General features: G+C 67.4%; 10 protein-coding genes and 1 tRNA gene. 7 read left to right on the top strand and 4 right to left on the bottom strand.

Going from position 1 to position 13,382, the window contains the following annotated elements:
- Window positions 1–95: 95 nt before the first annotated feature.
- The gene (gene phaC / locus FRZ61_RS12805; RefSeq protein ID WP_151118092.1) at window positions 96–1,904 is read right to left on the bottom strand and encodes a class I poly(R)-hydroxyalkanoic acid synthase; all 1,809 of its coding nucleotides are present in this window, start codon (window positions 1,902–1,904) and stop codon (window positions 96–98) included.
- Between the two features lie 275 nt (window positions 1,905–2,179).
- Between phaC and FRZ61_RS12800 the strand changes: the two genes are divergently transcribed.
- From FRZ61_RS12800 to recJ, 5 genes are all read left to right on the top strand, one after another.
- A complete protein-coding gene (locus FRZ61_RS12800; protein ID WP_151118091.1) occupies window positions 2,180–3,715 on the top strand; it encodes an OmpA family protein in 1,536 nt (511 codons plus the stop codon).
- A gap of 110 nt (window positions 3,716–3,825) precedes the next feature.
- The gene (locus FRZ61_RS12795) at window positions 3,826–5,127 is read left to right on the top strand and encodes a homoserine dehydrogenase (RefSeq protein WP_151118090.1); all 1,302 of its coding nucleotides are present in this window, start codon (window positions 3,826–3,828) and stop codon (window positions 5,125–5,127) included.
- Window positions 5,128–5,220: 93 nt separating this feature from the next.
- The gene (gene glpX, locus FRZ61_RS12790) at window positions 5,221–6,189 is read left to right on the top strand and encodes a class II fructose-bisphosphatase (protein WP_151120805.1); all 969 of its coding nucleotides are present in this window, start codon (window positions 5,221–5,223) and stop codon (window positions 6,187–6,189) included.
- Window positions 6,190–6,254: 65 nt separating this feature from the next.
- Window positions 6,255–7,025: a hypothetical protein gene (locus tag FRZ61_RS12785; protein WP_151118089.1), complete on the top strand. Its 771-nt coding sequence runs from the start codon at window positions 6,255–6,257 to the stop codon at window positions 7,023–7,025.
- A gap of 125 nt (window positions 7,026–7,150) precedes the next feature.
- A complete protein-coding gene (recJ, locus tag FRZ61_RS12780) occupies window positions 7,151–8,962 on the top strand; it encodes a single-stranded-DNA-specific exonuclease RecJ (RefSeq protein ID WP_151118088.1) in 1,812 nt (603 codons plus the stop codon).
- Between the two features lie 41 nt (window positions 8,963–9,003).
- On the opposite strand, the gene FRZ61_RS12775 is transcribed toward recJ, so the two are convergent.
- The 3 genes from FRZ61_RS12775 to FRZ61_RS12765 form a co-directional block, all read right to left on the bottom strand.
- Entirely contained in the window at window positions 9,004–9,354 is a 351-nt protein-coding gene (locus FRZ61_RS12775) for a RidA family protein (RefSeq protein WP_151118087.1), read from the bottom strand.
- Between the two features lie 292 nt (window positions 9,355–9,646).
- Window positions 9,647–10,543 carry an endonuclease/exonuclease/phosphatase family protein gene (locus tag FRZ61_RS12770; RefSeq protein ID WP_151118086.1) on the bottom strand — a complete coding sequence of 299 codons (897 nt, stop codon included), beginning with the start codon at window positions 10,541–10,543 and terminating at the stop codon, window positions 9,647–9,649.
- Between the two features lie 30 nt (window positions 10,544–10,573).
- Window positions 10,574–11,194 (bottom strand): TetR family transcriptional regulator, encoded by a 621-nt coding sequence (locus tag FRZ61_RS12765; protein WP_191909435.1) that lies wholly within the window; start codon window positions 11,192–11,194, stop codon window positions 10,574–10,576.
- Between the two features lie 485 nt (window positions 11,195–11,679).
- On the opposite strand from FRZ61_RS12765, the gene FRZ61_RS12760 reads away from it, so the two are divergent.
- Window positions 11,680–11,755, top strand: a tRNA-Glu gene (locus tag FRZ61_RS12760).
- A gap of 424 nt (window positions 11,756–12,179) precedes the next feature.
- Entirely contained in the window at window positions 12,180–13,334 is a 1,155-nt protein-coding gene (locus FRZ61_RS12755; RefSeq protein WP_151118084.1) for a two-component system response regulator, read from the top strand.
- Window positions 13,335–13,382 lie beyond the last annotated feature (48 nt).

Below are 13,382 nucleotides of genomic sequence, written 5' to 3'. Positions count from 1 at the left end.
GACCCGGGGATCCAGTCTTCCTGGCCCTGGATCGCCGGATCAAGTCCGGCGATGACAGAAGAAAAAAGGACGGCGTGTCCTCAGCGGCGCGGCCTCTAGCTTCCCGCCCGCACCTTCACGTAGGAGCCTGGCGCGTCCTCGATCACCTTGAGCTTGCCGTCGCCGGGCTTGCGGGCGGGGATCTTCTCGCCGCCGAAATCCGCGATCCATCGGGCCCATTCCGGCCACCAGGAGCCGGGACGCTGGGTGGCGGTGGCGAGCCACTGCTCGGGATCGGGCGGGTTCTTGTCGTTGACCCAGTGATGATACTTGGCGGCCTCGGGCGGGTTGACCACGCCCGCAATATGGCCGGAGGCCGCCAGCACGAAGCGGATCGGGCCGCTGACGAGCTGGGTCAAGGCATAGGTCGTCTTCCAGGGCGCGATATGGTCCTCGCGGGTGGAGAGCATGAAGATCGGCGTCTTGATCTTGCGCAGGTCGATCGGCACGCCGGCGAGCGTGATGCCGCCCGGCTGCACCAGCCGGTTCTCCTGATACATCTTGCGCAGATAGAAGCTGTGCATCGCCGCCGGCATGCGCGTGGAATCCGAGTTCCAGTAGAGCAGGTCGAACGGGAAGGGCTCCTTGCCCAGGAGATAGTTGTTGATGACGAAGGACCAGATCAGGTCGTTGGCGCGCAGCATGTTGAAGGTGTTCGCCATGGCGCTGCCTTCGAGATAGCCCTTCTCGTTCATGCGCGCCTCGAGCGACTGGAGCTGCTCCTCGTCGATGAAGACGCCGAGATCGCCCGGCTCCTTGAAGTCGGTGAGGGTCGTGAGGAAGGTCGTGCTGGCGATGCGGTCGGCCTTCTTCTTGGCCCAGAGCCAGGCGAGGGTCGAGGCCACCAGCGTGCCGCCCAGGCAGTAGCCGATCACGTTCGCGTCGGGCTCGCCGGTCGCCTCCCGGATGGCGTCGAGTGCCGCCAGCGGGGCCTCCATCATGTAATCCTCGAAGGTCTTCTGCGCGAGCTTCTCGTCGGGATTGACCCAGGAGACGACGAAGACCGTGTGGCCCTGAGAGACGGCGAAGCGGATGAAGGAGTTCTTCTCGCGCAGATCGAGGATGTAGTACTTGTTGATCCAGGGCGCGATGATCAGCAGCGGCCGGCGATAGACCTGCTCGGTGGTCGGGTTGTACTGCAGGAGCTGCATCAGGTCGTTCTGGAACACCACCTTACCCGGCGTGATCGCGACGTTCCGCCCGATCTCGAAGGCGTCCTGATCGGTCATGCTGATCTTGAGCTCGCCCTTGCCGCGCTCGAGATCGCCCAGCAGGTTCTTCAGCCCGTTCACCAGGTTCTCGCCGTGCGTCTCGACCGTCGCGCGCAGCACCTCGGGGTTGGTGAGGAGGAAATTGGTGGGCGCGATCGCATCGACGAACTGGCGCGTGTAGAACTCGACCTTCTGCTGCGTCTTGCCGTCGAGGCCTTCGACATGGTGCACGGTCGATTGCAGCCAGCGTGCGGTCAGCAGATAGGACTGCTTGACGAAGTCGAACAGCTCGTTGTCCTGCCAGGCGGAGTCCTTGAAGCGCCGGTCGTCGGGCGCGGGCGCGATCACCGGCTCGGCCGGCTCGCCCATCAACCGCCGGGCCGTGGTCTGCCAGAGATTCATGTAGTCGTGCCAAAGCGACATCTGCGCCTGGACCAGCTTCTCGGGCTGGGCCATCAGTCGCGCCGTCATCTCGAGGAAGGCCTGGCCGATATTGAGCGGGTCGGACATGCCGAAGGCATCGCCATTGGCATGGCTCTGGCGCTGCAGGAAATCGGCGACCAGACGCTGGGATTGCTCGGCAATCTCGGTCATGGTCCGCGATAATTCCATCGGGTCAGGTAATTTTCTTTCCTCGCCCTGTTGATCGCCCATATTGCCTTCCTTATCATGCCGGCCCGGCTTGCCGCGGGGTGCCCGAAGGGCCCATAACGGCCCTCAACGCCGCAGACTATGCCAATGATATCGCTACATACCCTTTACCGCGATTCCGGGGCATAAAGGGCGACAAAAAGGGACAAAATCGCCGGTGCATCGAGCCCGGGAAACGGGCATACCGGCAGGCGACAGGGAAAGCGGCGCCAGCCCCGATTCACGAAGCCCGACCGGGCAGGGGCGCCGAGGCAACAGGAACGAGCAAAGCAGCAGCGATGATCAAGGTGAAGCGAGCCGCCGGATGGCGGCGATGGGCATGGCGATGGGCGGAGCCGGGCGCGGGGCTCCGCGCGGGATCCGCCGCGGCGCTTCTGGCTGTCTCGATCCTGGCCTCGGCCTGTTCGTCGAGCGACGAGCCGCCGCCCAGCACCACGACTTCTTCTTCCACGGCTCCGGCCGCTTCTTCCACGGCTCCGGCCGCAACCGGTAACGAATCCTTCCCCAATCTCGGCACGGTCCCGTCGGAGCCCCCGCCGGCCACGCCGCCGGAGCAGCGCCGGGCCATCGTCGACGGCCTGATCTCGGACCGGCAGAACGCGGTCTATAGCGACCAGCCGCTGAGCGGCCAGCCGAACGTCTCGGTGCCGCCGCCGGCCCCGCCGCAGCCGATCACGCCGCAGGGCGGCGGGACCACGCTGGGCCCGGCCACCATCACGCCGCCTTCCGGGGCGGATACGGGCACCGGCACGGGCGCGCCCGCCAGCAGTTCGGCGCCGCCCATGCCGGCGACGCCGCCGGCGCCCGTGAGCTCGCAGCCTCTGCCGGAGCCGTCGCAGCCGGCGCCGGCGCCCGGGCCCACGACCCAGCCGCAGAGCATCACGCCGCAATCGAACGCGGCGCCGTTGGCGCCGGGCGACCGGCAGTACGCCGACCTGAGCGGCGAAACGGGACTGGCCGATGACGCCGATCCTCTCGCCATCGCCGCGCCGGCCGCGATCCAGATCGCCGAGGCGGCGCTGCCGCCGACCGTTCCCGCCACGGCGCCGCGCGGTCTCGTGCCGAAAGGCCCCTTCAGCTACCCGCAGGCCAAGCCCGTCGCCACCGCCAAGCCCGAGGGCACGACCAAGCCCTCGAGCAATCGTTCGGTCACCGTCGATCTCAGCGTCATCGGTGGCGACGACGGCACGGCGAGGCGGCAATTGCCGGCGCAACTTCCGTTGGCGGCACAGCCGGCGGTGGCCCGCCCGCCGCTGTTCGTCGATCTGGGCGTGCTCGACGGCTCGCCTGCGCCTTCCACGCCATTGCAGCCGGCGGTCTATCAGGCCCCCCTCTACCAGGTCCCAGCGGGCGAGGGCGTCCTCTCTCAGCCGCCCAGCTATCAGCCCGGCCTCGATCAGCTCGCGGTCTATCAGGTTCCCACCGCGTCGCAGCCGGTGATCGTCGATGCCGGCGCGGTTACGCTGCCGCCCTCGGGGCAGCCGCTCGGCCTGATCTTCTTCGCCAACGGCTCGGCGCAGCTCAACGCCAAGGCGCGCGAGGTGCTGCATGACCTCGCGCGGATCTATGGCGCCAAGGGCGGCGATATCCGCATCGTCGGGCATGCGTCCTGGGTTCCCGGCGCCAATGGCAGCGTCAATTCCAGACTTTCCTATGCGCGCGCCCAGGCCGTGGCGAAGCTCCTCATGTCCTATGGCGTCAAGGGCGGCGACATCGAGATGCGCGGCGTCGGCGTCACCCAGCCGGTCTATTACGAGACCGCCCGCACCGGATCGGCCGGCAACCGCCGGGCTGATATCTTTCTGACACCCTGACCGGCTACCGTCCCGGCTCCCATCCTCTCCCAGGAGAAGGAAGGGAGGAGGGGAACGAAGTTGATTCCCACGATCCTCAGGCTCCGGACATTCATGAAGGGCTGCGCATCTTGACGACGAAACCGCTCACGGTGGCGATCGCCGGCCTCGGCACGGTCGGCGCGGGGACCGTCAAACTGCTGCAGGAGCATGCGGGCCTGCTGGCCGAACGGGCCGGGCGCCCGATCCGCGTGAAGTCCGTTTCCGCGCGCGACCGCAAGCGCGACCGCGGCATCGACCTGTCGCGGATCCATTGGGTCGAGGATCCGCTGGCGCTGGCGGTCGATCCCGAGGTAGACGTGGTGGTCGAGCTGATCGGCGGCTCGGACGGCGTCGCCAAGGCGCTGGTCGAGAAATCGCTTCATGACGGCAAGCATGTCGTCACCGCCAACAAGGCGTTGATCGCCCATCACGGCACGGCGCTGGCGCGGCTCGCCGAGAGCACCGGCGTCTCGATCTGCTACGAGGCCGCGGTGGCGGGCGGCATTCCGGTCATCAAGCTGATGCGCGAGGGCCTCGCCGCCAACCGCATCAAGCGCGTCTACGGCATCCTCAACGGCACCTGCAACTACATCCTGACCGAGATGCGCCGCACGGGCCGCGAGTTCGCCGACGTGCTGGCCGATGCGCAGCGCCTGGGCTATGCCGAGGCCGATCCGAGCTTCGATGTCGACGGCGTCGATGCGGCCCACAAGCTCTCGATCCTCGCCTCGGTCGCCTTCGGCTGCGAGATCAATTTCGCGGGCGTCCATGTCGAGGGCATCCGCCATGTCTCCGCGACCGACATCGCCTTCGCGCAGGAGCTGGGCTATCGCATCAAGCTGCTCGGCATCGCCAGCCTGTCGGAACACGGCATCGAGCAGCGTGTCCATGCCACCATGGTCTCGCTCGACACGGCGATCGCCCATGTCGAGGGCGTGTTCAACGCGGTGGTGACGATCGGCGACTATGTCGGCCAGAACGTCGCCGAAGGCCGCGGCGCCGGTGCCGGGCCGACGGCCTCGGCGGTGGTGGCCGATCTGCTCGACCTGGCGCGGCGCCGGGCGCTGCCGACCTTCGCCATCCCGGCCTCGAAGCTGGCCAAGCTGCCGGTGGCGCCGATGGAGCGTCATTACGGCGCCTATTATATCCGGCTCATGGTCAAGGACCGGCCGGGCGTGATCGCCGACGTAGCGGCGGCCTTGCGAGACGAGCGCGTCTCGATGGAGGCGATGCTGCAGCGGGGCCGCGCGCCCGACGAGGTCGTGCCGGTGGTGCTCACCACCCATGAGACCGAGGAATCCTCGATGCGCCGGGCCCTGGCGCGCATCGCCAAGCTCGACACGGTGGCGGAACCGCCGCGCATGATCCGCATTGAATCGCTGTCGGCCTGACCGGCTTTCGATCGACGGGGGCAACCGGCCCGCGACAGAGGCCGGGCCCAGACCAGGATAGCAACGAGGGACAAGACGATGGCCAAGCATGAGATGGACCGCAATCTGGCGCTGGAAGCGGTGCGCGTCACCGAGGCGGCGGCGCTGGCGGCCTCCCGCCTGATGGGACGGGGCGACGAGAAGGCCGCCGACCAGGCCGCGGTTGACGCGATGCGCCAGGCGCTGAACGGGCTCAATATCGACGGCACCGTGGTGATCGGCGAAGGCGAGCGCGACGAGGCGCCGATGCTTTATATCGGCGAGAAGGTCGGCGCCGGCGGACCCAAGATCGACATCGCGCTCGACCCGCTCGAGGGCACCACCATCACCGCCAAGGGGGGCCCGAACGCACTGGCCGTCATCGCGATGGCGGAGGCGGGCGGCTTCCTCAACGCGCCCGACGTCTATATGGACAAGATCGCGGTCGGCGGCGGGCTGCCGACGGGCGTGGTTGATCTCGATGCCAGCCCGAGCGAGAACCTGAAGAATCTCGCCAAGGCCAAGAAGGTCGAGGTCTCGGACATCGTCGCCTGCATCCTCGACCGGCCGCGCCATGCCGACCTGATCGCCAAGGTGCGCGGCGCCGGTGCCCGCATCCTGCTGATCTCGGACGGCGACGTCTCGGGCGTGATCGCGACCTCGCGGCCCGACAGCGGCATCGACATCTATCTGGGCTCGGGCGGCGCGCCCGAGGGCGTGCTCGCGGCGGCGGCGCTGCGCTGCATCGGCGGTCAGATGCAGGGTCGCCTGCTGTTCCGCAACGATGACGAGCGCGGCCGCGCTCACAAGCTCGGGGTCAACGATCTCGACCGCAAATACGACCTGCTTGACCTCGCCAGCGGCGACGTGATGTTCGCGGCGACGGGCGTCACCGACGGCACCATGCTGCGCGGCGTGCGCCGCTTCCATGGCGGCGCCACCACGCATTCGATGGTGATGCGCTCCAAGACCGCGACCGTGCGCCTGATCGAGGCCAGCCACCATTTCGCCAGCAAGCCCGGCGGCGATCCGGCGAAGCGGTAGGTCCATCATGTCGTCGCCGGGCTTGACCCGGCGATCCAGGGCAGGCCTGACCCGATAGAGGCGTCATGCAAGCCCCCATCGCCCAGGCCGTCGCGCTGACCATCGCCGGCAACCGCTTCCTGCAGGGCGGCGATCTGGCCGGCTTCTGGCCCGACGCCTCGGTCTTCCGCCATTGCGCTCGTGTGGCTTTCGTCACGCTGAGCGGGCCCGACGCGGCGCCGGTCGCGACACCCTATGCCGATCATCCGCTTGCCTGGCTCCAAAAGCTTCAGGGCGAGGGCCGGTCGGGCCTGCGGCTCCTCTATGCACCGAGCCAGGGCACGCAGCGCGATCGCGAGCTGGCGGGCTTCGCCGGCGGCGGCGGGCGGCGCTTCATCGCCGCGGTCGCGGGCGACAAGGCCGATCTCTGGGAGGCGCGCTGGGCCGTGGGCGACCGGAAAGACCCGGCGCAGAAGATCTGGATCGTGACCTATGGCCGCGTGGCTACCGATTTCGATCTGGCCGATGAGGCCGAACGCGAGCCTCCCGCGATCCGCGCCGATCTCGCCGAGACGCTCGCCGCCATCACGCAATTCGCCGATGCCCAGCAGCTCACGAATTTCGCGGCAAGCTTCCGCGAGGCGAGCGAACGGCTCGAGAGTGCGGCACCCCTGACAGGCAGCTGGTTCGAGACGCTGGCCCATGAGGGCAGCCTCGGTCTTGCCGCCCGCCAGCTCCTGGGCGCCGCCGAGGCGCCTGGGTCTTTGGCGCCATGGGCTCCTGGAACGATCTCTCCTTCAAGGGCGAGACCGGCAAGACCTATGACGAGCTGTCCGACCGTCTTTTCTTGCTGGTGAACGAAGCGACCGTCGCGGCGGCGAATGCAAGCTTGCATCGGTAAGGCTTGGCTTCGCTTCGCAGCTTGTCCCCGACATCCACAGCCGCGACTCAGCGCGGTTGATGCTAACTTCTGAGTTCAAGCATGACCGCGACCGCAACCCTTTCCGACCCCGCCGTCCCCTCGGCCGCCTTCCTCGGCGTCGAGCGTTCCGTCTCGGGCAAGCGCTGGCGGGTGCGGCTGAGCGACGAGCGGCTGGGGCTGATGCTGGCGCAGCGCCATGGGCTGCCGGAGATCGTGGGGCGCGTGCTGGCGGCGCGCGGAATCGGGGCCGACGAGGTGCCGGGTTTCCTCGAGCCTCGGCTGCGCGATCAGCTGCCGGACCCGTCGCGGCTCAAGGATATGGACCGGGCCGTGGCGCGGCTGGTCCAGGCGCTGGTGCAGGGGCAGCGGATCGCCGTCTTCGGCGATTACGATGTCGACGGTGCCACTTCTTCGGCGTTGCTGCAGCGCTTCTTCGCCGCGATCGGCCATCCGATCGAGCGCTACATCCCGGATCGCCTGTCGGAAGGCTACGGACCCAACCTGCCGGCGCTGCTGAAGCTCAGGGAGCGCGGCATCGATCTGGTGATCACGGTCGATTGCGGCATCACTGCGCATGAGCCGCTCGAAGGCGCCGTGGCCGCCGGGCTCGAGGTGATCGTGATCGACCATCACAAGGCCGAGCCGCGCCTGCCGGCGGTGGCGGCGGTGGTCGATCCCAACCGCCTCGACGAGCCGCCGGGGCTGGGCCAGCTCGCGGCGGTGGGCGTCGCTTTCCTGCTGGTCGTGGCCCTCAACCGCGCGCTGCGGGCCGCGAGCTGGTACGGGGCCGACCGACCCGAACCGGACCTGCTGCAATGGCTCGACCTCGTGGCGCTCGGCACGGTCGCCGACGTGGTGCCCTTGACCGGCATCAACCGCGCGCTGGTGACGCAAGGCATCAAGGTGCTGGGCAAGCGCGCCAATGCGGGCTTGGCGGCGCTGTCGGACGTGGCGCGGCTCGAGGGTGCGCCCTCGGCCTATCATCTGGGCTTCCTGCTGGGCCCGCGCGTCAATGCGGGCGGGCGCGTGGCCAAGGCCGATCTGGGTGCGCGCCTCCTCTCCACCATGGATGCGACCGAGGCGAAGACGCTCGCCGCCGAGCTCGACGGCTTCAACCGCGAGCGCCAGCAGATCGAGATGGCCGTGCTGGAGCAGGCGATCGCGGCGGTGGAGCAGGGCGGCGGCCGCAGCGGCGATCTCGTCTTCTGCGCCTCGGCCGGCTGGCATCCGGGCGTGATCGGCATTGTCGCCAGCCGGCTCAAGGACCGCTACAACCGCCCGGCCTTCGTCGTGGCGCTCGAGGGCGGCATCGGCAAGGGTTCGGGCCGTTCCGTGCCGGGCTTCGATCTGGGCTCGGCCGTGCTGGCGGCGCGCCAGGCGGGGCTGCTGGTCAATGGCGGCGGCCATGCCATGGCGGCGGGCCTGACGGTCGAGGAAGGTAAGCTCGGCGCGCTACGCGATTTCCTGGCGGGCCGCGTCGCGGATCATGTCGGTGACGGCGCGCTGGTGCCCGAGCTCGGGCTCGACGGCGCGCTGCAGCCGGGGGCGGCGACGGTCGATCTGATGAACATGCTGGAGCGCCTGGCGCCCTTCGGCAGCGGCAATGCCGAGCCGCGCTTCGCGCTGCCGGCGGTGCGGGTGGTCAAGGCCGATCCCGTCGGCGAGAACCATCTGCGCTGCATCCTCGCCGGCGGCGGCAGCGGTCGGCTCAAGGCCATCGCCTTTCGCGCCCGCGACAACGAGATCGGCCGGGCGCTGGCCCAGACCGGCAGCCCGGCGCTCCATATCGCCGGCCATCTGCGTGCCGACCGCTGGAACGGGCGCGAGGATGTGCAGTTCGTGATCGAGGACGTGGCGGCGGCGGGGCAGTAGCCCTCTCCCTCTCCGTGACGGAGAGGGAGAGGAAAGAGACGTCACTTCGCCGCGACCACCATCATCTCGACCAGATATTCCGGGCCGGCGAGGCGGGATTCGACGGTGGCGCGGGCGGGCTGGTTGCCCTTCGAGACCCAGCCGTCCCACACCTTGTTCATCTCGTCGAAATAGCGGATGTCGGACAGCCAGATATTGACCTTCAGGATCTTCGACTTGTCCGAGCCCGCCTGCTTCAGGAGCTTGTCGATGTTCTTCAGCACCTGCTGGGTCTGCTTCGTCACCGAAGGCACCGGCTTGTCGGCGACCTGGCCCGCCAGATAGACGGTGTCGCCATGGACGACCGCGTCGCTGAGGCGTGCGCCCACGCCGATCCGCTGGATCTTGCTCATGTCTCTCAAATCCCCCTTTTGGGAAGCTACGGTTGGAAACAGCGCCCGCGAGAACGGGGCGCTCCGCCGGCGCATCCTTGGGAGAAAGGCGGCGCCCGATCGGCGCCTGATCCGATGCCCGGGATGTCGGCCGGCAAGGCGCGCGATTATGCCGAACCCGCTCCCGGGCCGATAGAGTCAAATCGGCTTTTCTCCGGCCCCTGGATCACCGGGTTTCGGGTCGTCAGAGGGAATCGTCCGAGCGGGCCGGGATCCGTCACTGCGGCCGATGCTCGCCATCGGAGATGCGCTCTCAGCCCTTGAGCTCTACCCAGACCGGCTGGTGATCCGATCCGATCGCGGCTTCGTCGATGCGCGCGGCGGTGAGGGCCGGCACCAGGCTGGGCGGCAGGAAGCAGTAATCCAGGCGCTGGTCCCAGTAGGCCGACTGGGACGGGTTGCGGCGGTAGGTGATGCCGGGCTTGCCGTGATGGCCGGCGGCGACCCAGCTGTCATAGAAGGGGCAGCGCTCCGCACCATTCTTCGTGCCGTCCTCGTACTTGGCTAAGGCGCCGAGAGTGACGGCGAGATATTCCAGCGAGCCGGGCTCGGCATTGAAGTCGCCCAGCAGGATCGCCTCGGCCGGCATCGGCGGCGGGTCGTCCGTCTGCCAATGCCCGGGATCGCCTTCGCTTCCGTTCCAGATGCCGCCTTCGCGGGCCGTCCGGCACAGCAGGCTCATCAGATGCTCGATCTGCATCAGCCGCTCCTCGGTCGAAGCGTCGCTGAGATGGAGATTGAACAAGCGCAGGGGTCCGTTCGGCCCCGCGATGACGGTTTCCAGCGCACCGGTGACGAGATTCAAGCGCGCGCCGGTGTCGAGCTTTGGCAGAATATGGGCGCGTGCCGCCCGGATCGGCCAGCGGCTGATCGTCATCTGCCCAAACTGCCGGCGCCGGTTGACCAGCCGGCCGGCCTCGTCGCAGTGGCTCGCATCGGCGTCGAACGGGCTGCCATAGGCGACATAGCGGTCCGGCAGGCGCGCCTGGATCAGGGCGGGCTGGTCGGTCATGCTCGTGCGCCGCCAGTTCCGCTCGACTTCCTGCAGGCAGATGACGTCGGCATCGCGAACGGCGTCGATCACGCGATCGAGGTCGTAGCACCCGTCCTGGCCCAGCGAATATTGGATGTTGTAGCTGACGATCTGCATGGCGATTGCGGGTCTTGGCGGCGGAAGGGGTCAGCGGGGGCCGTCGATCGTGAAGTGGCGCGGAAAGAACAGGGCGAGTTGGGCACGGGCCAGCCGTCTCGCCTGCGTCAGCGTCAAGGGCGTTGCCGCGACGGTCATGTCGATCCAGAGACCGCCCAGGGTGCAATCGATCAACTGCGCCGCGACGTCGGGATCGTGGTCGGCATATCCGCCCTCGGCGTTGATGCGACGGCAAAGCTCGATCGTCAGCTCGAGGTAGTAGCGGGTCTGCGGCGCGAAGAGCTTGACATAGATGCGCCGCGCATCGGTCTCGGTCCAGAAGGTCTTCCAGGCCGCCAGATAGCGCGGCGGAAACGAGCTTTCCGAAAACTCGGCATCGACCAGCCGCCAGAGCTTGTCGGCCGGCCGGTCGCTGTCGCCGAACTGGCTGCCGTGAAGGGCTCCGAAATAGCTCTGCCCGAGCCATTTCAGGGCCTCGATGAGCAGCGCTTCCTTGCTCTTGAAATGAACGATGATGAGCGCGGTCGAGACCCCGGCTGCCTTCGCCACGGCGGCGAGCGTCAGCCCGGAATGGCCATGGGCGCCCAGCACGTCGATGCAGGCTTCGACCAGCTCCTGCTTGCGGTCCCGCGGATCCTTGCGCGTGCGCATCCTTCGCGCCGCGGGTTTCTGCAGCGGCTGCGCTCGCTTCCTGGGCTTGTGGGCGGGGTGGGGCATCCGGGCGATCTGCTCTTCTCGTCGTGGAGGCGGGAAACCAAGCGGTGTTCGGTCCTGGGCATCACATCAGACCTGCTACTAACTATTCGTTTATCAGGCTGCAGGTCAATGGCCATGGATGGAGCGGCTTTATGACGTGCTGTTTGCCGTGAGGCTTGAGCCATCAATATCGTGTTGACGGTCATAATGAATGAATGATTATTAGTGTCGGGCCGGGCGGCCGCGGGAAGGATTGCGAGATCGGCAAGCTCGAGGGGCCCGCCGGCCGGGCCAAGCCGCGAAGCACCCGCGCGGTCGTCGGCCAGGGCAGGCGATGTCGGCCGGCAAAGGTTGATTTTTGAGCCTTAACCCGCTACAGGATCGCGGCGCTTCGGCATGGACGCGCGCGAGGTCCGTCACCAGGCCTCGCGGCCTGCCAGGTCCCCATCGTCTAGAGGCCTAGGACACCGCCCTTTCACGGCGGTAACGGGGGTTCGAATCCCCCTGGGGACGCCAGCCCATCCAGGGCTATCCCCCTCAAAAGCCGGTCCTCCAGACCCCATGTATTGTAATAGTACTATCAAAAGGCGAGGGGAGCCCCGTTCCAGCAGCCGCGAAGGAAAGATTCTCCAGGAATCACATGTGATTAAGTGATTTCAAAAGGGGAAATGTTCTTGAGTGGCCTTGAGACATCGTTAACTGTCCGTTAAGACAGCATTGCGACCCTAACGGGAACCATTAAGCGTCTTTCTCGCTTGAAGGACGTTGATGGCCTGAAGCGGCCATATCTTCTGAACATCCCGGCCACTCCAAGGCCATTGCCGATTGGTTGTGCGTGACGAGAAGGACGGCGGACGGCCGAGGCCGGCCGTCGACAGTCGGACGGTCGTGCGACGGAGGGTGGCGAAGGCACCGTCATCCGGTCCGCGAAGGAGTTCAGATGGTGAACCGAAAAATCCTGGTGATGGATGACGAGCCGATGGTGTGCGAGGTCATCTGTCAGGTCGCGCGCTCCTGCGGCTACGAGCCGTTCGGCACGGGCGATCCCGGCAAGTTCGAAGCGGCGATCCGCAGGGATCCGCCGCACGTCGTCGTGCTGGATCTGGCCATGCCCGGTGTCGATGGCGTCGAGATCCTGAGAAAGCTGTCGGCCCATCTCGCCAATATCCCGATCCTCATCGCCAGCGGCATGGACAACCGTCTGCTGGACGCCGCGCGGCAGCTGGGCGAAGCCCGCGGGCTGAAGATGGCGGGCGTCATCCAGAAGCCCTTCCGCGTGGAAGAGCTGCGGGCGAAGCTGGAAAAGGCCGTTGCCGGCGCCGGCGAGCTCTCGGAGGAGATGATCGAGAAGGCCGTCGAGCGCGACGAGCTCGATCTGCACTATCAGCCCTATCTCGATCTCGAATCGCGCCGCATCGTCGGGGCGGAGGCCCTGGCGCGCTGGAATCATCCCGAGCGCGGCATCGTCTCGTCGGCGGCCTTCATCCCGCTGGCCGAGAAGAGCGCGCTGATCGATCGCATAACCCAGGTCGTGCTGAACAAGGCGATCGCCCAGCTCGCGCGGTGGAATCAATCGAACATGCCGGTCGACATCTCGATCAACCTGTCGGCCAAGAGCATCCATGACGTGGATTTCCCGGACACGGTGTTCTCGATCTGCCAGCAGCATGCGATCGACCCGGCGCAGATCACCTTCGAGCTGACCGAGACCGCCGCCATGCAGGACCCGCTCACGCTCCTGGATGTGCTGACGCGGCTGCGGCTGAAGGGATTCCGCCTGGCCATCGACGATTTCGGCACGGGCTATTCGTCGCTCGCCCAGCTGCGGCGGCTGCCCTTCTCGGAGATGAAGGTCGATCTTTCCTTCGTCAGCACCATGCTGACCTCGCGCGACAGCGAGATCATCGTCCGCACCATCATCGACATGGCCCACAATCTGGGCCTGCGCACCGTGGCCGAAGGCGTCGAGAACGCCGCGACGCTCGATCACCTGGTGAAGCTCAGCTGCGATCTGGCGCAGGGCTATCACATCGCGCGCCCCATGCCGGCGGACCAGTTCGCGCCCTTCCTGACCGGCCGCCCGGCGCGGCAGTAGGCCCGCCGGAGGCGCCGGCCTCCCGGCCATCGATCGGTCCCGCCATCG

The sequence above is a fragment of the Hypericibacter adhaerens genome, assembly GCF_008728835.1.
GTDB lineage: Bacteria > Pseudomonadota > Alphaproteobacteria > Dongiales > Dongiaceae > Hypericibacter > Hypericibacter adhaerens.
Note: the sequence above shows the minus strand (reverse complement) of the source record. Positions and strands in the feature narration are given on the sequence as shown.